This is a genomic window from Hominisplanchenecus faecis (assembly GCF_020687205.1).
Lineage (GTDB): Bacteria > Bacillota > Clostridia > Lachnospirales > Lachnospiraceae > Hominisplanchenecus > Hominisplanchenecus faecis.
Genome location: NZ_JAJEQE010000022.1, coordinates 1 through 17552, shown reverse-complemented (window position 1 = coordinate 17552; position 17552 = coordinate 1). Strand labels below are relative to the sequence as shown.

Annotated in this window: 24 protein-coding genes; 20 read left to right on the top strand and 4 right to left on the bottom strand. The window is 44.9% G+C overall.

The genetic code is table 11. The annotated features are described in order from the left end of the window. Positions 1–137: 137 nt before the first annotated feature. On the top strand, positions 138–899 hold the full coding sequence (gene truA, locus LKD42_RS07895) for a tRNA pseudouridine(38-40) synthase TruA (RefSeq protein WP_248835349.1): 762 nt from the start codon (positions 138–140) through the stop codon (positions 897–899). 122 nt (positions 900–1021) lie between these two features. Then, complete coding sequence (locus LKD42_RS07890) at positions 1022–3190, top strand: hypothetical protein (protein WP_248835348.1); 2169 nt, start codon at positions 1022–1024, stop codon at positions 3188–3190. A 123-nt stretch (positions 3191–3313) separates the two neighbouring features. Here LKD42_RS07890 and LKD42_RS07885 read toward each other — a convergent pair whose 3' ends face one another. Continuing rightward, positions 3314–3655 carry a DUF1292 domain-containing protein gene (locus LKD42_RS07885; RefSeq protein ID WP_022119471.1) on the bottom strand — a complete coding sequence of 114 codons (342 nt, stop codon included), beginning with the start codon at positions 3653–3655 and terminating at the stop codon, positions 3314–3316. Between the two features lie 179 nt (positions 3656–3834). Between LKD42_RS07885 and LKD42_RS07880 the strand changes: the two genes are divergently transcribed. After that, on the top strand, positions 3835–4650 hold the full coding sequence (locus LKD42_RS07880) for an exodeoxyribonuclease III (protein ID WP_248835347.1): 816 nt from the start codon (positions 3835–3837) through the stop codon (positions 4648–4650). Here the strand turns inward: LKD42_RS07880 and LKD42_RS07875 are convergent. Together LKD42_RS07875 and LKD42_RS07870 are read right to left on the bottom strand one after the other, a co-directional pair. After that, entirely contained in the window at positions 4647–6179 is a 1533-nt protein-coding gene (locus LKD42_RS07875) for a recombinase family protein (RefSeq protein ID WP_248835346.1), read from the bottom strand. The genes LKD42_RS07880 and LKD42_RS07875 overlap by 4 nt on opposite strands. A gap of 190 nt (positions 6180–6369) precedes the next feature. Next, positions 6370–7152, bottom strand: coding sequence for a 3'-5' exonuclease (locus LKD42_RS07870; RefSeq protein ID WP_248835345.1), 783 nt, complete (start codon positions 7150–7152; stop codon positions 6370–6372). Positions 7153–7234: 82 nt separating this feature from the next. Between LKD42_RS07870 and LKD42_RS07865 the strand changes: the two genes are divergently transcribed. After that, complete coding sequence (locus tag LKD42_RS07865; protein ID WP_248835344.1) at positions 7235–7408, top strand: helix-turn-helix domain-containing protein; 174 nt, start codon at positions 7235–7237, stop codon at positions 7406–7408. A 298-nt stretch (positions 7409–7706) separates the two neighbouring features. Here LKD42_RS07865 and LKD42_RS07860 read toward each other — a convergent pair whose 3' ends face one another. After that, a complete protein-coding gene (locus tag LKD42_RS07860; RefSeq protein ID WP_248835343.1) occupies positions 7707–8081 on the bottom strand; it encodes a helix-turn-helix domain-containing protein in 375 nt (124 codons plus the stop codon). A 156-nt stretch (positions 8082–8237) separates the two neighbouring features. On the opposite strand from LKD42_RS07860, the gene LKD42_RS07855 reads away from it, so the two are divergent. From LKD42_RS07855 to LKD42_RS07780, 16 genes are all read left to right on the top strand, one after another. Beyond that, positions 8238–8396 (top strand): hypothetical protein, encoded by a 159-nt coding sequence (locus LKD42_RS07855; RefSeq protein WP_248835342.1) that lies wholly within the window; start codon positions 8238–8240, stop codon positions 8394–8396. A gap of 13 nt (positions 8397–8409) precedes the next feature. Then, positions 8410–8598: a hypothetical protein gene (locus LKD42_RS07850; RefSeq protein ID WP_248835341.1), complete on the top strand. Its 189-nt coding sequence runs from the start codon at positions 8410–8412 to the stop codon at positions 8596–8598. A 10-nt stretch (positions 8599–8608) separates the two neighbouring features. After that, positions 8609–8755, top strand: coding sequence for a hypothetical protein (locus LKD42_RS07845; RefSeq protein ID WP_248835340.1), 147 nt, complete (start codon positions 8609–8611; stop codon positions 8753–8755). A 9-nt stretch (positions 8756–8764) separates the two neighbouring features. Continuing rightward, positions 8765–8998, top strand: a complete 234-nt coding sequence (locus LKD42_RS07840; protein ID WP_248835339.1) for a hypothetical protein — start codon at positions 8765–8767, stop codon at positions 8996–8998. After that, positions 8995–9132, top strand: coding sequence for a hypothetical protein (locus LKD42_RS07835; RefSeq protein ID WP_248835338.1), 138 nt, complete (start codon positions 8995–8997; stop codon positions 9130–9132). Before LKD42_RS07840 ends, LKD42_RS07835 begins: the two co-directional genes overlap by 4 nt. Further along, entirely contained in the window at positions 9110–9316 is a 207-nt protein-coding gene (locus LKD42_RS07830) for a hypothetical protein (RefSeq protein WP_248835337.1), read from the top strand. The genes LKD42_RS07835 and LKD42_RS07830 overlap by 23 nt, the downstream gene beginning before the upstream one ends. Beyond that, complete coding sequence (locus LKD42_RS07825; RefSeq protein WP_248835336.1) at positions 9313–9486, top strand: hypothetical protein; 174 nt, start codon at positions 9313–9315, stop codon at positions 9484–9486. Before LKD42_RS07830 ends, LKD42_RS07825 begins: the two co-directional genes overlap by 4 nt. A gap of 198 nt (positions 9487–9684) precedes the next feature. After that, positions 9685–10572: a rolling circle replication-associated protein gene (locus tag LKD42_RS07820; protein ID WP_248835335.1), complete on the top strand. Its 888-nt coding sequence runs from the start codon at positions 9685–9687 to the stop codon at positions 10570–10572. A 140-nt stretch (positions 10573–10712) separates the two neighbouring features. Continuing rightward, positions 10713–11093: a ribonuclease H family protein gene (locus LKD42_RS07815; RefSeq protein WP_248835334.1), complete on the top strand. Its 381-nt coding sequence runs from the start codon at positions 10713–10715 to the stop codon at positions 11091–11093. Continuing rightward, positions 11090–11455 carry a hypothetical protein gene (locus tag LKD42_RS07810; RefSeq protein WP_248835333.1) on the top strand — a complete coding sequence of 122 codons (366 nt, stop codon included), beginning with the start codon at positions 11090–11092 and terminating at the stop codon, positions 11453–11455. Before LKD42_RS07815 ends, LKD42_RS07810 begins: the two co-directional genes overlap by 4 nt. A gap of 131 nt (positions 11456–11586) precedes the next feature. Continuing rightward, a complete protein-coding gene (locus tag LKD42_RS07805) occupies positions 11587–12021 on the top strand; it encodes a single-stranded DNA-binding protein (RefSeq protein WP_248835332.1) in 435 nt (144 codons plus the stop codon). Positions 12022–12060: 39 nt separating this feature from the next. Further along, complete coding sequence (locus LKD42_RS07800) at positions 12061–12549, top strand: hypothetical protein (protein ID WP_248835331.1); 489 nt, start codon at positions 12061–12063, stop codon at positions 12547–12549. A gap of 9 nt (positions 12550–12558) precedes the next feature. After that, on the top strand, positions 12559–14688 hold the full coding sequence (locus LKD42_RS07795; RefSeq protein WP_248835330.1) for a PcfJ domain-containing protein: 2130 nt from the start codon (positions 12559–12561) through the stop codon (positions 14686–14688). 9 nt (positions 14689–14697) lie between these two features. Then, on the top strand, positions 14698–15990 hold the full coding sequence (locus LKD42_RS07790) for a DUF3850 domain-containing protein (protein WP_248835329.1): 1293 nt from the start codon (positions 14698–14700) through the stop codon (positions 15988–15990). Positions 15991–16006: 16 nt separating this feature from the next. Beyond that, entirely contained in the window at positions 16007–16600 is a 594-nt protein-coding gene (locus tag LKD42_RS07785) for a hypothetical protein (RefSeq protein ID WP_248835328.1), read from the top strand. A gap of 193 nt (positions 16601–16793) precedes the next feature. After that, entirely contained in the window at positions 16794–17411 is a 618-nt protein-coding gene (locus LKD42_RS07780) for a hypothetical protein (RefSeq protein WP_248835327.1), read from the top strand. Positions 17412–17552: the final 141 nt, after the last annotated feature.

Here is a 17552-nt window from a genome sequence, read left to right as displayed (position 1 = left end):
GTGAAACAGGGCTTTTTAATAAAGAAAAGAACAGAATTCAAGTCGAACGCATATAAGATGCGGTATGCGATTCTGGTCAGCTCGGCTGATATACATCTAAAATAAAAGCCATATCAGATGGCAGAATGGAGAAAAATATGAAACGAGTGAAACTCATTGTAGCATACGACGGAACAAATTATCATGGCTGGCAGACACAGCCAAATGCAGTTACCATAGAAGAAGTCTTAAATCATCATTTATCAGAACTGTTAAAAGAAGAAATCAAAGTAATCGGGGCGAGCCGCACCGATGCAGGTGTGCATGCTCTGGGAAACGTGGCTGTTTTTGATACCAGTGCACGCATGCCTGCCGACAAGATTTCTTATGCATTAAATACAAGGATGCCGGAAGACATCCGTATCCAGGACTCCTGCGAAGTGCCGTCTGATTTTCATCCGCGTTTTCAGAAAACCACCAAAACCTATGAATATCGCATCCTGAACCGCCGATTTCCGGATCCGACCAGAAGATTAAATTCTTTTTTTTATTATTATCCATTAGATGTAGTGAAGATGCAGGAAGCATCGTTGTATCTGGTAGGAGAACATGATTTTAAAAGCTTCTGTACCGAGAAACCGGAAGTAACAAATACAGTTCGCACAATCTATTCTCTGAATGTGATAAAAGAAGGTGATATGATTATAATACGTGTCACAGGCAATGGATTTCTTTACAACATGGTCCGCATCATTGCCGGCACACTGATCCGCGTGGGAGGCGGATTCATCGAGCCGCAGCAGATCAAAAAAATCCTTGAGGCAAAAGACCGGACGCTCGCAGGGGAGACAGCGAGACCGGAAGGACTGACACTGATCGGGATTCGCTATGGTGGGAATATTCAGGGCGAACGCATGTGAGACCTGACAATAAATGATTACAGGGGGTTTGTGAAGTTACCGCAGATGTGAGAAAAATCACAGCGAAATATCAGGGATATTGTAGAATAAAAACCGTGATCAAGAATCAGGAGGTGGATATTATGAAGAGAAGGAAAAACATACTGGCAGTGCTACTGGCAGTCACAGTTATGGCAACTGCGATGCCGGGCAGTGCGATAGCAGCACCGGTGGACGGACAGACAACGGAAGTCTCTGCCAAAGCCGGAACAGAAAAAGCAGAGAAAAAAGAGCAGATCCGTGTAATCAGCATTACGGATCCGAAACTGGAAAAAGGTTCTTTTGCCAGGGGAACAAAGGTCAAAGATATGAAACTTCCGGATAAGCTTTCTGCCAGAGGCTATAAAGAGAAAGACAGCAAAAAAGCAGAGGATATCAAGATCAAAGATGTTACATGGAAAACAGACTATAAAGAGGATTCCACAGCAGGTAAGTATACCTTTACCGCACAGATTACGGATGATTATAAGCTGGCAAAAGATGTGGTGCTTCCGAAACTGACGATTGAGATCACAGAAGCTCAGACAAAGACAACCGAAAAACAGCCGGAGACAAAAGCTGCAGAGACAAAACAGCCAGAGACAAAGGCAACCGAAGCAAAGAAGCCTGAGATGAAAACAACCGAAAAAACGCCAGAAGTGAAGAAACCGGAAACAAAGGTAACCGAAAAAGAAACAGAAGTCAGGAAACCGGAAACAAAGGCAACGGAAAAGAAGCCTGAGACGAAGATCAGTGAGAATCAGCCAGAGACAAAGGCAACCGAAGCAAAGAAGCCTGAGACGAAAACAACCGAAAAAACGCCAGAAGTGAAGAAACCGGAAACAAAGGTAACCGAAAAAGAAACAGAAGTCAGGAAACCGGAAACAAAGGCAACGGAAAAGAAGCCTGAGACGAAGATCAGTGAGAATCAGCCGGAAACAAAGGCAGCAGAACAGAAGCAGCCGGAGACAAAAGCAGATGCAAAAGCAAAAGATGCGAAGTCAACGGAGTCTGAAAAAGAATCAGAAACAAAACAGTCAGAGACGAAGGAATCCGAAACGAAACAGTCTGAGACGAAAGAATCGGAAACAAAAGAATCGGAAACAAAAGAATCTGAAACAGAAAATACGAATCTGAAGATCACTGCTTTTGAAGTGAAAGATGCCAAAGTGACGATCGATGAGGAAAAACAGACAATCACCGTTCTTATGCAGAAGAGCGATACAGATCTGAAAAAACTGGCACCGAAGATCACGGTTCCGGCAGGTGTGACCGTAGATCCGGCAAGTGAAAAAGAAGTAGATTTCTCTGCATCGGATAAAATACCGGTCATCTATAAACTTAGCAGAACCGCAGAAGACGGAAAAACCGTGACAAGAGAATATAAAGTTACGGCGACCATCTGCAAACATGACTGGAAAGAAGCGACCTGTACGGAGGCAGCCATCTGCAAGCTCTGTGGGGTAACAGGAGAAGCGGCTCTTGGGCATGACTGGAAGGAAGCAACCTGTACAGAAGCGGCCATCTGCAAACGCTGCGGCATCAAAGGATCAGCAGCTCTTGGGCATGACTGGACAAAAGCAACCTGCAAAGTAAAGAGCACCTGCAAACGCTGCAAGATCACACGAGGCAAACTGGCTGCTCATACCTGGAGTAAATGGAAAGTCACAGCCGAAGCAACGCATGAGAAGAAGGGGAAAAAAGAACGTAAGTGTGGCATATGCAAGAAGAAAGAGACCAAGACACTGCCAAAGATCAACTTGATCGGAGAAGCAGACAACAATAAGATTGAAGGACTGACAAATGGTGGCAATTATGCGACCGGTGCCAACATTACCTTCAAGGCAGTTGGTGACCGGATGGATAACAAAGCACCGATCGAAGGAGATGTGCGTTATCTTCCGGTATCCTGGACCTGCGGAACAGGAAAAGGAGATCTGAACGAAACAAACGCCTATGCCAGAACACTCCAGTTTACAACAGCCGGAACCTATACACTGAATGTGACATATGAGCGTCAGCTCTATAAAGACGGCAAGTGGATTGCCAAAGGGGATGCCGATGTACAGACAGTACAGCTGAATGTGACCGGCAATACAATCACCAACAGCACGAACAAAGGTGCTTCTGGTTCAAACTCGAATGTCCGGGTGGCAGCCGTAACCGGTGACAATTCCCCGATTGTTTTACTTTCAATCGTGCTTGCAGCGTCTCTTGCAGCACTCATCGCATTGTTTGTATCCGGCATACGACGCAAAAACAACAGAAAATAAGCCATCTGTCAAACTGTGACGGAAAACAGCAGAAATGATTTTTAAAGGAGTTAAAAAATCCCCTGCAGACAAAAAACTGCAGGGGATTTTAACATACACAGAAAAATTGCTCCATGAAAAAGATTAGTTTTCCATATCTTCAAATTCTGCATTATCCAGCCATTCATCGAATGCATCCGCAACCATTTCATATTCTTCGTCACTTTCGATGTTATCCAGTGTCGGATTTCCGTTTACTTCCTGGAAACGGTACAGATACACGTCACCTTCTTCGGAAGCATTGCCCTTTTCATCCAGCGGAAGCAGTGCAATGTATTCTTTTTCATCTGCTTCAAAGATCGTCAGGATCGCACACTCCATCATGGAACCATCGTCCAGTGTCAGAGTAACGGTTGCTTTTTCACAGTCACTTTTGGAACCGCATGCATCGCAGGAACCAGCACATCCGTTTTCAAAATCGCTCATTCGTATTTACCTCATTTCTTTATAGTTATGCTACTGTTCGTTGCAGCAAGAATGCCCAGGCATTCTTGGATTCGCTGTAACACTTCCTCCACTTTAACAGACAAGTACAAGAAATGCAAGTAGATTTGTAAAAGAAAAGATGATATGATAAAAAGAAAGCAGAGGAAGGAGCATGATGGATGAAACTGATATCGTGGAACGTAAACGGGCTGCGTGCCTGTGTACAGAAAGGATTTTTAGATATTTTTAAGGAGCTGGATGCGGATATGTTCTGTATTCAGGAAAGCAAACTCCAGGAAGGGCAGATCAGCCTTGAACTGGAAGGTTATCATCAGTACTGGAATTATGCGATAAAAAAAGGCTATTCCGGAACGGCCATCTTTACCAGAAGAGAGCCAATGTCCGTGGCATACGGCATCGGTATCGAAGAACATGACCAGGAAGGCCGCGTGATCACCCTGGAATTTGCAGAATTTTACCTGGTGACGGTCTACACGCCAAATTCGCAGAGTGAACTTGCAAGACTGGATTACCGTATGCGATGGGAAGATGCATTTCTTTCCTATCTGAAAGGGCTGGAAGAGAAAAAGCCGATTGTATTTTGCGGAGATCTGAAAGAATCACAGCCATCATCTAAACAAATGAAGAAAAAACCAGTTATCGTGTGTGGCGACTTTAACGTTGCCGCAACGGAGCTGGATATCAAAAATCCGAAGGCCAACGTAAAAAACGCCGGATTTACTCTGGAAGAGCGAGAAAAGTTTAAAACGCTTCTGGATTCCGGGTTTACAGACACGTACCGCTATCTGCATCCGGATCAGATCGAGTACTCCTGGTGGTCATATCGCTTTAAAGCCAGGGAACGAAATGCCGGATGGAGAATAGACTATTTCCTGACTTCCGATTTTGTGCAGGACAAGATCCGGGATGCCAGGATCCATACAGGAATCATGGGTTCCGATCATTGCCCGGTAGAACTGGATATAGACCTCTAATCTTCTTTCAGGAATACATCCAGGATGAACTCGGAATTACATTCTCTGCTGAACTCGATGCGGTCCAGGATGCCTTTCAGGTATGCATTTTTAATATCAGCATCCAGATCGGCATCCAGCAGGGAACCGAGGGCATCATGGAAACTCATGATCTTTTCTTCATAATCTTCTTTTACCGGGATGCTTTCCTCCAGATGATCCATCTGATTCTTGATGGATGCGATCCGGTCATTGTTTATTGCTTTGCGGTCGGCAAATTCATTGTCGGCGATCAATCCGTCTTCCCAGGCATCGAAAAGCCTGGTCAGTTTCTTTTCCTGGCGGATCAGTTCTTTCTGCAGATCATCCATCTGCTTCAGAATCGTATCTTCTGACACTTCTGGAAGATTATCGATTTTAACCTCAAAATCAGAAATATATTTTTCAAGAGAATATGCAACGGCATCCATTACATCACTTGCAACAGCAGACTTTACTTTGCAGATCTGAGAAGACTTATGCGTATACCTTGCAGCGGTTTCAGGACGAGCAGGGTAAGACTGGTAGCACATGGCTTTTCCACACTTTGCACATACCAGAATACCGGCAAGCGGGTTGATCAGCTTCAGGCCGGATTTAGTCTTATCAGAATGGAAACGTTTGGAAGCTGCCAAGAAAGTAGCATCATCAACAAGTGCCGGATGCTTTCCGTCATATAACATATACTGATCACCGTGATGTGAACGTGGACGGCTGCTGACCAGTTTTCCGTCAACCATGGTTTTGATACGCATGCGGTCGTTCCATCGTACCTTTCCGGTGTAGGTCGGGTTAGTCAGGATCGTTTTGACTGTTGAAACAGACCATTCCGGATCACCGGAGTAAGTAGGCACACCGTAAGAGCTGAGACGCTTTGCAATCTTGCCGGGAGTCAGATTTTCTTCTATAGCCCAGGTGAAGATATTTTGCACAACCGGGGCTTCTTCCGGATTCGGGAGGAGCGTTCTTCCGGTCTTGCTTTTCAAGATATCATAACCATATGGACGGTAAGATCCCATATAGTTTCCTTCAACAACTGCCTGGATGCGTCCGCGTTCCATACGCTTCCGGATCATCTTGTATTCACGCCTGGACATGAACAGCTCAAATTCCATATATTCCTCATCGTCCTGATTATGGGCGATGTCGTAAGTTTTGGTTGGCGTAACAACCAGAATCCCGTTATTGTTATTACCATAACGCAGACAGTCGAGAATCGCCTGTGCATCGCCCTGATTGCCGCGTGAGAGCCTCGTAACCTCTACGATGATAATTCCTCTGTACAGACCGTTGTAACAGTCCTGGATCATCTGCTGGATCTGCGGGCGTGCTGCAATCGTTTCTCCGGATACGATCTCATGGTAGATCTTTCCGACATGCAGCCCCTTGCGTGCGGCAAGTTCTGTCAAGATCTTCTTGTGTCTTGCCAGCGTTTCACCTTCACCAAGTTTTTCCGCTTCCATATCCGCACGGCTTTTTCGCAGATATAATGCATAATTTTCGATTTTCATAGGTACCTCCTTAAAAATGAGTACAAAAAATACACCTGTACAGGTGCCGGAGGATTGTGGTATAATCATCTTGTTCAAGGATGGATTATACTGGTTCTCAGACCTGTATAGATTCGCTGATCCGCTTCGGTACGCCAATACCGGGGCGGTTTTTGCGTTATTAAGTTAAATTACAGATTAGCAGCACAAATCAATCTGCTTGTTTAGAAACTTCATCCTGCTTGAAAATCTTATATATTTTGTGACGTTTAAAACCAAAATATAAAAGCAAAACAGCAATTACAAGCCAGAAAGGATCAAAACTGCTGAAGAAAACTAAAAGTACAAAGAATCCAAAACCAATCATGAGATTTCCACTTTTTGGAGTTGAAACAGTTTTAACAGGATTTGGTGATTTACGTTTGACGAAGTTACTGGTTGAACGGTAAACGCCGGTCAAACGTCTGGATAACTTAGGTGGATCACCAAAAATTTTGTAAAAGCAAAATAAGGTTGCCCTTGCATCATCAAGAGAGTTATGTGCTTTTCCCTTGTAGTATGAATAATAACTTGCACAGGTTCGTAGTTTTTGCCATTTATAACCACCATGATAATCATCGTGCTTACCGTAAATTCTCGCAAATGCAATCATAACATCGACAACAATAGCACCTGGTTTCGCATCATATCCAATACCGCCATTAAAAATAAAAGGTAAATCGAAACCGCGGATATTATATCCGACGATTACATCCGCATCTTCCAAGATGCGTTGAATGGTATCAGCATAATACAGGAGCGGTTTGCAATCCTGCACCATAGCAGGACTGATGTGGTTTACTTTTTGAGCACTTGGCCAACAATCGTGCTCAGTTGGCAGGATGTATTCGTTGAAAAGAATTTCTCCGGCACCATCAATAATCGAAAGCTGAAGAATTTCATCAGAATCTGGATCCAATCCTGTCGTTTCTATGTCAAGGCAAATAATATTCAATAGATCACTTCCTTTAATCCTTAGTATATTGTTCTAAAATACGGGAGATAATAACACCATGAAAATATTATTATCTCAATTCTTGGAACAGCACCACCTGTCGATCAGGCAGGCGGCAATTATGACCGGTGTTCCCCGGTCTACGATCGGTGACATAGTGACCGACCATGTAAGTCCAACTCTGGCAACAATGGAACAGCTTGCCAAGGGACTACAAACCACTATTTCAGATCTTTATGAGTCTGAGTATAAGTGATTTTTCAAAAAGCGTCCGGGATTCCGGACAACGCACAACTTTTTTCCTCCTGAAACGTTTGTTAAGATGAAAGGAAAATTTTACTAAAACAAATGTTCGAAAACAGTTGCATCACAAATATTTTTGTGATAATATAAAACCAAAGATTTTCGAACAAATGTTTGAAAAAACGTAATCGGGAGGTACATAGGATGGAAACGGTAAAAAATAAAATTATAGGTCTGTTGGATAAGTTGAAGCCGTCAGAATTGGATTTTGTATTGAAAATAATTCTGAGACTTCTGGACTAGGCGAAAGCCTAGTCTTTTTTTGTAATTTTATTTGCGATATCCTCAAGAACTTGCCACTCGCTTTCATCTAATGCAGCCAGTGCAAAAAGCAGACGTTCTTTAAATGATCCGCTTTCGCTTTTAAACAGATCAGCACTCAGGCGGGCAATTTCGTCATTTCTATCTATAGGTGCTTTCATATCACCCTTGCCCTCCGTAAGCCATTCTTTACGGATTCTGTACTTTTCGCATATATCATCTATTAATAAGGCACTAGGATTACCAGTTCTAATCAATTTCGAAATGTATTGTTGCGAAACACTTAATGACTCGCCGAAAGCGGTTTTGGTTTTACCTGATTCTTCCAATACAATAGCTATTCTATCGTTAATTGTTTGCATCATATCCTCCTTTCTGTGATTCTTAGTATATACCACAAAATAATGCAAGTCAACAGAAAAATACAACTAAGTTGTAGAAAGCTATTGACATCACGCATTAGTAGTGATAATATACATCTAAGATGTGAAACATCAAAACTAAGAGAGGCAGGTGATTAGATGACGAAGCAGGAGAGAATCAAAAGACTTTCTGAAGCAATCGAGGCAGTACCGGAAGAAAAGAAAGATTACATTCTTGGTATCGCAGAAGGAATGGCAGTAATGAAGCGTCTGGAAAAAGAGAAGTTCGCAGACGAAGCAGAGCAGAAAGTGGGGTAGGAGGTGAAAGAACTTGGAAGATCTACTTAAAGCATTAGATGAAGCAGTAGAGAAGAAATACCAGCGGATAAAAGAGACTGGGAAAATCTACAGTGGAATCATGGAATTCTATGAACAAGCAAGATGGATAAATCCGCAGATTGCAGAATATGCCAAAAAGAAAATGCTGCATCTGGCGATTTATAATGGGGATCTGAAGTAGAGGAGAGAGTATGGAGAAACGGCAAAGAATCGAAGAAGCATTAAAAGAGATTGGAATCCATAGCATCAAGGATCTGAACGAAGCGATTAAGAAGGAAAAGCCGCTTGATTTGGGGATTATGGTCGGAGATGCGGAAGATGTGAGAAAGGCAGGGTAGGAAAATACAGTGACATTAAGAGAAGTTTTAAGAGCAGCAGAGGACTTTGCTTATATCAGAATAAAAGTAAAAAAATGTGGCTTGATGTTTGAAACATGCTATGCAGCAGAAGGACTGAAAGGAAATCAAAATGAAGAATTTGAGAAGTTGAAAGAAAAAGAAGTAATCAGATTCTGCAACAATAGAGTTGGCATCGGAGGCACAACTAACGAATTAGAGATTGAAATTAAGGAGGGAAAATGACCATATACAAGATTGGCAACATAACGGTTCACATTCATGGAAATGTGAACCAGAAGAATCTGGAAGAAGCAACGGCAAAATTTTTGAAAGCTGTAAAAAGGAAGCAAAAAGATGAGAAAAAGAGAGTTGTATAGCCTGATCGGGAGCGTGATTGCCCCGATCGTAGCCACAGCGGCCGCAGCGTTCGTGTTCTGGTGGCTGACAATGTACAGTGTACTGTGTGAGAGAGACGTAGCCGGAACGGTTATTGCTGTATGGTGTGCGGTGGTGATCCGCATCATGCTGTGGGCAGAAAAGAAAGGAGAAGAGGAGAAATGATCGGAGTGAGCACGGAACGCGATCCAGCGGGTATTAAACTGATGAGACAAGCAGGTTTGAACCCTGCACAGTACATAGCAATAACAAACAAAGAAACATATCTGGATGCTATGAACTGGAAGACAGGGGAAACCGTGAGGATCAGCAAGGCAGATGCGAGCATCATGTAGATTGACAATAAAAAAATGACACACCTCATTCCGAGATGTGCCAAAAGTCCGATGCCATGCATACGAACCACAACCATGGATAGTATAGCATGGCAGCAGACGACATTCAAGGCATTTGCCTTATTTTTTTAACACCGCAGGCGGTATTTATCGGGCTTGTAATAGATATTAACAATTCAGGGAAAAGGGAACCATGCTATGAAGAGAAAGAAACGAGGGATGCGTCCATTAGAGTATGACTATGAAGCAGCATATCAGAACAGTATAGAGATGCTGGACGAGTACTTCCTGGAGCAGATCGCAAAGCAGAACCGGAAAGGGTTGTATGCGTGTAAGGAGATCTATTCCGGAGGGCAGCTGGAGATTGAACTGTATCCGGAGTTCTTCCGGAAAGAGGATATACCAGAGGCTGGAAGGAAAAAACGCAATAAGAAAGCTCAGGACAACCTGAATGATAAAAATGCCAGGAAGTATCTGGAGCGTCTGATCAATGCCAATTTCCACACAAGTGATATATGGGCAACGCTGGTATACCGGAGCGGGCAGGAGCCGCAGAGCATGGAAGAAGCCATGCGGAACATGCGAAATTACATAGACAGGCTCAACTACCGCCGAAGAAAGATGGGACTGCCAAATGTGAAATACATCTATGTGACCGAGTACGATCCACACGCAAAGATCCGCTGGCACCATCACATAATCATGGATGGTCTTCTGGATCGGGATACCGTCGAGAAGATCTGGAAGCATGGGGAACGTAATCAGGTTCGCCGCTTAGAGTATGACAAGGACGGGCTTTCTGGAATGGCGAACTATGTGACCAAGGCACCGAAAGGAAAGAAACGATGGGCGAGCAGTAAAGGACTGAAAAAGCCGATCGAGAAGAAAGTCCATAATAAACCGACCGCACCGAAACGGTACCGGAAAGTGGGAACATTTGTTCATGGGATGGTCAAAAACAGAGACAGTATAGAAGAAACAGTGAAAATCTGGCATCCGGACTATGAATACACTCGGTCAGAAGTGTATTTCAATGATTTTAATGGATTGTTCTACATATATATCCGGATGTGCAGACGTGAATAAAGACACGATAAGATAGGTGAATAACCCATGAAAATAATAAATAAAGACAAAAAATGTGGACAGTGTGCATAAAATGTGTACAATTATCGAGAATATTGGTAAAAATGAGATAAAAGAGAGTCCATAGAAAGGAGAAACCAGTGGCAGAACAGAAAGAACACGTAAAAGCATATATAAAAGTTACCGGTCACAAATATGCCTGGATGCTGGAATGTGGAGGGGGACGGCTTTATGGCGATGGAGAAGGCAGCAGTTGCAGCGTAAATCGGAAGCTGACAGCAATAGAAGCTCTGGCAGACATGTTGGGACATATGAAACGAGGCGTGATGTTTGACCTGAAGATCAATGAAATAAACATTGCCAATTATATTAACCGGGGTTTCCTGGGCAAGTGGAAGCAGAACGGATGGAAAACTGTAGGAGGTGCACGCGTGAAATACGCAGAAGAATGGAAAAAAGTGCGTTTTGAACCGCATGCATTCAGAGCAGAATATGTTCATGATTTGGAGATACCGGCATGAGCGGCGAGTGGGACGGCTTCTTGCTGCCGAAAAACGGCAGGAAGAAAAAGCGGAAAAAACATGGCAGAAGCATCATGCAGGCAGGGAAATACTGCTATCTGTGTGCCAGATTCTACGGAGACTATGGGCGAAAGCCTGTGCAGAAGCACCACATAGTCTTCGGGTGGGGAAACAGGCAGATATCAGAGGAGCTGGGATTGACCGTCTACCTGTGTGACCAGCACCATGAACACGGACCAGACGCAGTGCACGTGAACCATGAAATGGCACGAATTTTGCAGGCAGACGCTCAGGAAACGTATGAACAGACACACACCAGAGAGGAGTGGATGGAGCGGATTGGGCGGAATTACAAACTATAAATGGCAGAAACAGTTCGAGGAGCAGTGGGGCATCCTGCATAATCGATACGGAAAGCGGGATCTGCTGAGAGAATGGCCGGAGACAACGGCAAAAGTGATGAAAGCATTGAAGAGAAAGGAAGGCAAACAGAATGAACAAAGTAATCTTGATGGGAAGATTAACCAGAGACCCGGATATCCGACATTCTGCTGGCGAGAACAGTACAGCAGTTGCACGTTATACACTGGCAGTGGATCGCAGATACAAGCGTGATGGCGAAACAGGTGCTGATTTTATCAGCTGTGTGGCGTTCGGACGCAGTGCAGAGTTTGCCCAGAAGTATTTCCGCCAGGGGCTGAAAGTAGTCGTCACAGGTCGTATCCAGACAGGAAGCTATACCAACCGGGACGGCAACAAGGTTTACACGACAGATGTAGCCGTAGAGAAACAGGAATTTGCGGAAAGCAAAGCGGCAGCAGGACAGGGAGAAAACAGCAGATCTGAGCAGAAACCAGAGCCGCAAGTAGATGCAGATGGATTTATGAACATACCGGACGGTATTGACGAAGAACTGCCGTTTGCATAGAAACTGATCTGAATTACGGCAAGGAGAAAGGAAGAAGATATGATGTTCACAAAATTTGGCGAAATGAACTCCTACAAGGAGATCAATGAACTGGCGGAAAACCTGTTCAACGAGGGCGATATCAAAAGCCTGAAAGAAATGGCAACAGAGAACGGGATTCCGGAAGATATGACAGAAATGTACCTGCAGGGCGAGATCCCACAGCTCTGCGAGGCGATGGATGCGGCACTGGGAAAGATCGATGTCGAGGTCAGAGAGCTGAAGCCGCAGGAGATCATGCTGGACTGGGTGGAATACCTGAGAGGACAGTGTATGGAAAATGAGATGCTTGCGTTTCAGGTACGAAAGAAAGGAAAGAGCCTGGCTGGATGCATCGGGACGTTACTGCAATGGTCCTATACGAACCGGGTATCTGTACATAAGGATGTGATGAAGGCAACAGGAATCAAAGGGAGCTATAAACTTGGCATGTGTCCGGGAATGGCAACCGCAAAGAAACTGATCACAGAGTACTATATGGGAAAGTAGGCGGCAGAAATGAAAAAGAAGGCAATCGAAAAGATCCCATACCTGGGGCTGAAACGGATCAGCAGAGGGCAGGATGTGAAATATATCGGGGTAACGGCGGTCAAAACCGTGGGACACGAAAAGCATCTGTTCCTGGAAATGTACAGAAATGAAAAAGGATCCATGGATATTCCGGTCGTGCGGATCGCCCTGACAAAGAAAGACTTTGGCATTTACTACCCTGACAAAGATACCTGGACCAGAGAACAGATAGCACAGGACTATTATTACGGTGCGACACTAGTCTGGGATAAGGCAGGAGGACGAACAGAACGAAATGCCAGAGCAAAATCCAATATCCTTGCATCGGAAGAAGACATGCAGCGTATCGAAAAATTCTGCGGGGAAAATGGGTACAAAAGCGAATGGTGGGAGCACATATACCGGTTTCAGAGTTCTATCGTGTATGAGGAAAGAAGACGGCGGGAAAACAGAAAGTATGAAAGACGGCAGCAGGCGTTGAAAGACCGCCAGGAGCACACACCGGAACTTCCGGAAGCGGAGATCCTGGAGATGGCAGACAGGTTCTATTTCTACCAAAAACATTTCCTGTACTATAAAAAACGCGGCTGCTGGGTGCGGATCGCCTGTACCAAATGCGGAGGTGTGACAGAAGCGAGATGGAAAGGCGGAATAAGCTACGAGAGTCAGTACCAGAAATGGGTGGACCCGCCGAAAGAGGGTGATCTTGCACAATGCCCGATGTGTGGGGAAATAGGCGAGTACAAATGTCAGGGCAAAGTCAAAGGTTCACATAGCAAAAGGATCTATGCATTCCTTGGACAGAAATACAAAGAAAAAGGCATGGTATTCCGTTACATAGAGCTGATAAAAGAATGGAAACTCGGGCTGGTAGAAGACGGGGAAGAAACGGCCATGTATAATGCCAGTGAAGAAATTTCCGGTATCGAAATAGCAAGGGCCTATTTTGCACCGGGAGAGAAAACACAGATTGATTACCATAAGTGTAACCGCATTGACGGAAAAAATTACTGGGATGACTGCAACCTGTACGGCAATGCCAACATCACGATCCATGCAGGGCGGATCCTGCCGCATACCTACCGTGAAATGCAGGGAACCATATTCCAGTACAGTGCCCTGCAGGAATATGAAAAAATGGTCCCGGAAGTCAACCCGGTCAGCTACCTGGAACGCTGCCTGTATATCCCACAGTTGGAAATGATTGTAAAAATGGGATTAAGCGAGATCGCGGCGTCCATCGTCCGGTGTGAGTGCGGCATCATAGCAGACACAAATGCAAAACGGCTGGATAAATTCCTGGGGATCCGGAAAGAGCGGACACAGCAATTGATTAAAAGCAAGGGCAACTGTGCACTCCTGGAAGTTATGAAGATGGAAAAGAATCTGAAACAGAACTGGACAGATGAACAGATCGAACATCTGGAAGTGACAGGACTGAAACGGGGACAGGTCGAACAGGCATTACAGTACATGGGCATACAGAAGCTTCTGAACCGGATAGAACGATATGCCGGATGCAGATACGAAAGCACCTGCCTGCGTGCAGAGGAACGGATCAGACACACGGCAGTAACCTACACGGATTATCTGAGTATGCGGTTGTCACTTGGGTACGACCTGACGAACACGGTATACCAACAGCCGAGGGACCTGGAAGCGGCACACAATAAGATGGCAGCAGAACAAAACAAGAAAGAGGCAGACAAACGTCTGCAGGAAGTAAAAAAGAAATTTGCAGGCATCCGGGACAGCTACCGGAAGCTCAGAAACCGGTATTTCTATGAAGATGATGGATATATCATCCGGCCGGCAAGGTCAGCGGAAGAGATCGTTATGGAAGGCAGGATCCTGCACCATTGCGTTGGCGGGGGCAGCTATCTTAGGAAACACAATGATGGACAGAGCTACATTCTGATGCTGCGGTCCGCAAAAGAACCGGAGATACCGTACATAACCGTAGAGATCGAGAGGGATACGCACCAGCTCATCCAGTGGTACGGGGCACACGACCGCAAACCAGATAAAAAGCACATGCAGAAGTGGCTGGATGATTATGTGGGGCATCTGAAACAGAAAGATGCAGAAGCAAAGCAGAGGGCACAGAGCGTGGCGTAAGGAGGGAATATGGAGTACACACAGATCACACTGAATGACTGGATGGAGATGAAACAGAAGCTGAAACAGGAACTGCTTGGCGTGAAACAGTCCTTTGTCCGGATCGGGTACGCACTTCGAAAGATCGATGATGCGAAACTGTACGAACAGGACGGATACAAGAGCATTGCAGAGTTCGCGAAATCCGAATATGGACTGGAAGGTTCCACGGTATCACGATTTATGAGCATCAACCGGGAATATTCCATAGACGGCTATTCCGAACGCCTGAAGCCGGAATATGCAGACTTTAACCGTTCCCAGCTGGAAGAGATGCTGAAGCTTCCGGAAGCAGACCGGGAGATGGTCACACCGGACACGGCAAGAAAAGAAATCCGTGACATTAAGAAATTCAACCAGGCAGAACCGCAGGAGGGCATTGCGGATGATGTAACGGATTTGATCCGGCACTTTGGGGAGGACAACGCAGAGACCCTGGAAAAACTCTATCAGTGCGGCATAGCAGATAACCTGTATGACAATATCAACCGATTGGTTGAGATCGTGAACCCGGGCGGCAGCAGGAGCTACCGCAAAGGGCTGTTCTTCCTGATGTTCCATGAAGACTGCCTGAAATATAAGAAATACGGACAAACACCGCAGAGAATGGAGTACCGTGAATTTTTTGAACGGATCCTGGATGCTTTTGGTGGTGAACCGGAAGAAGAGACAATGGAAGAGGTGACAGAAGCTGGGCATGAAAGAACGGATAGCGAACCTGAAAGAGAAGTGGAAGAACTGGCAGCAGAACCGCAAAGAGATAGCAGAGTTGAGAGAGAAGATCCTGAAAGCGGGGAACATGAACCAGAGCGAATTGAACAGCCAGATCCGAAAGTCGAAGAGCCGGAAAAAACAGTAATTTCGCCGGCGAAAAAATCCGAGAAAAGAACAGAGAAAAGAGTTCCGAAAATCATGGAAAATGTGGTTGAAACTGGGGAAAGCGTTCCGAAAATCATGGAAGATGTGGTTGAAATTGAGAAAGACGTTCCGGAAATAAGCGAAAACGTAATTGAAACAGAGGCGAAAGTTACCCATCAGATCAAACTGGTGGCGGAATTCTTCGACGATGCAGCAGCAGGAAGAAAGAGCTTTGAGCTGAGAAAGAACGATCGCAATTACAAAGAAGGCGATGTATTAGAGATGGAAGAAGTAAAAGACGGAAAGAAAACCGGGCGAAAGTGTAGTAAGCGTATTGTGTACATGATGGAAAACTTTGAGGGACTGGAAGACGGATACTGCATCCTGGGATGCGAATTGTTGTAAAGGAGAGGATGATACGATGTTTATACATTTGAAAGATTTTAAAAGACTGCTCAAACAAGCCTACACAGGTGTAGGCTTGTGCGTGGCACGAAGAGGGGATGATGTGCTGCTTGGCGGTCCTGGCTGGGTAATTGCCACAGAAAAAGAATCCATGGATAAAAAGCAGCTGGCAGCAGTTATTGAACTGACGGGAGAGCTTCCTGGAAAAGGAGAAGCTTTTAAGGCAACGAAGGAAGAGAACCAGTACGAAATCGGCGAGGTCCGCTGGGGTATGATAGACAGAACAGAGAACCGAGAGGAAGAGGAGAAATTAACCGTGACGCCGATTGTGTTGGAAAGATATCCAAATGGAAAAGCCATGAGGGTATTACAGGCAGCAGACGGACGGGTAGAAGTGTTAAATGACAGATTCGTAAAAGCAATTGATTCCACATCGATGAACTTAGATTATGAGTATGAAGTTCAAGGACCGTTCGTTAATCCTGAATTTCCGAAGCAGGTGTACTGGAAAAGCGAAGCAACGACACTGACAGCTATCTTGTACGATCAGGACGAACTGAAAGAAAAAGATATCCTGGAGTATTTGCGGGATATAAAAATAGAAGGGTGAGAAAAAGAATGAACGATAATAAAAACTGTAACACATGCAGATACCATAGTGAGAATGGAACATGCAGATGCACAAGAAGCGAAGAATTCAGTGATGTAACAACAGGAACACATTGTTGTGATTGCTATCAGTTGAAAATGGAATATGACTGGAGAATGTCGGTGCTGGACAGGTTCATGAGAGGAGCGGGAAGATGAGATATGTGAGATTTATGAGCATTGAAGAACTGGGCAAGTATTTGAGAGGAGAAAAGCTGAAAAATCATACCGTCTGGAAAGATAGAGGAGATAAGACGGACTCTGTGGGATTCTGCTTCTTTGACGATTCCAAATCCCCAGAGGAACGTTTGGAATATTATTCCAGAGGAATAACCTGTAGTACGGATGTATGGGCGGTGTTCGAACAGATTAGTGGGGAACCGTTGAGACAATGCACAGGAATATACCGGGATCCGGAAAAAGATAATGCAAGTATTGAACAGAAGATGCTGGAAGCATTTACAGCTGTTCTGTGCGGAAAATTCCTGGATATCCCAACAATGGAGGTAACTGAGTACAGTACAACGGAATATAGCCAGGAGACGCTGCGATTGGTGGCAGTTGGACGAGAGAGCCACCATGGTATACACTGGCTGTCGCGTGCAGAAGTGAATGAGTTATTGCCCAGGAAACCACTGACTGTATTTGGAAATTTTGGTGTGGTGGGATATGAATGTCGAAACTGCGGCGTCGTACTTATAAAAAATAGCTCGACCTGTCCATTGTGCGGACAGGCACAGGATTGGAGTGATGTGTGCGATGAAAGCATCTGAGAAGAACGCCAAGCGGCGGGCACATTACAATCATCTGGAGCGTGCGGTAGACGCTGAGGCGGCCAAACGGTTCCAGGAGCAGACGGCTTTATGAACATACCGGACGGAATCGAAGAAGAGCTTCCGTTCGATTAGGAGACA

Coding starts and splice junctions, on each gene's coding strand:
- truA (WP_248835349.1), top strand. CDS start 138: ATGAAACGAGTGAAACTCATTGTAGCATACGACGGAACAAATTATCAT.
- LKD42_RS07890 (WP_248835348.1), top strand. CDS start 1,022: ATGAAGAGAAGGAAAAACATACTGGCAGTGCTACTGGCAGTCACAGTT.
- LKD42_RS07885 (WP_022119471.1), bottom strand. CDS start 3,655: ATGAGCGATTTTGAAAACGGATGTGCTGGTTCCTGCGATGCATGCGGT.
- LKD42_RS07880 (WP_248835347.1), top strand. CDS start 3,835: ATGAAACTGATATCGTGGAACGTAAACGGGCTGCGTGCCTGTGTACAG.
- LKD42_RS07875 (WP_248835346.1), bottom strand. CDS start 6,179: ATGAAAATCGAAAATTATGCATTATATCTGCGAAAAAGCCGTGCGGAT.
- LKD42_RS07860 (WP_248835343.1), bottom strand. CDS start 8,081: ATGATGCAAACAATTAACGATAGAATAGCTATTGTATTGGAAGAATCA.
- LKD42_RS07855 (WP_248835342.1), top strand. CDS start 8,238: ATGACGAAGCAGGAGAGAATCAAAAGACTTTCTGAAGCAATCGAGGCA.
- LKD42_RS07845 (WP_248835340.1), top strand. CDS start 8,609: ATGGAGAAACGGCAAAGAATCGAAGAAGCATTAAAAGAGATTGGAATC.
- LKD42_RS07835 (WP_248835338.1), top strand. CDS start 8,995: ATGACCATATACAAGATTGGCAACATAACGGTTCACATTCATGGAAAT.
- LKD42_RS07830 (WP_248835337.1), top strand. CDS start 9,110: ATGAGAAAAAGAGAGTTGTATAGCCTGATCGGGAGCGTGATTGCCCCG.
- LKD42_RS07825 (WP_248835336.1), top strand. CDS start 9,313: ATGATCGGAGTGAGCACGGAACGCGATCCAGCGGGTATTAAACTGATG.
- LKD42_RS07820 (WP_248835335.1), top strand. CDS start 9,685: ATGAAGAGAAAGAAACGAGGGATGCGTCCATTAGAGTATGACTATGAA.
- LKD42_RS07810 (WP_248835333.1), top strand. CDS start 11,090: ATGAGCGGCGAGTGGGACGGCTTCTTGCTGCCGAAAAACGGCAGGAAG.
- LKD42_RS07805 (WP_248835332.1), top strand. CDS start 11,587: ATGAACAAAGTAATCTTGATGGGAAGATTAACCAGAGACCCGGATATC.
- LKD42_RS07800 (WP_248835331.1), top strand. CDS start 12,061: ATGATGTTCACAAAATTTGGCGAAATGAACTCCTACAAGGAGATCAAT.
- LKD42_RS07795 (WP_248835330.1), top strand. CDS start 12,559: ATGAAAAAGAAGGCAATCGAAAAGATCCCATACCTGGGGCTGAAACGG.
- LKD42_RS07790 (WP_248835329.1), top strand. CDS start 14,698: ATGGAGTACACACAGATCACACTGAATGACTGGATGGAGATGAAACAG.
- LKD42_RS07785 (WP_248835328.1), top strand. CDS start 16,007: ATGTTTATACATTTGAAAGATTTTAAAAGACTGCTCAAACAAGCCTAC.
- LKD42_RS07780 (WP_248835327.1), top strand. CDS start 16,794: ATGAGATATGTGAGATTTATGAGCATTGAAGAACTGGGCAAGTATTTG.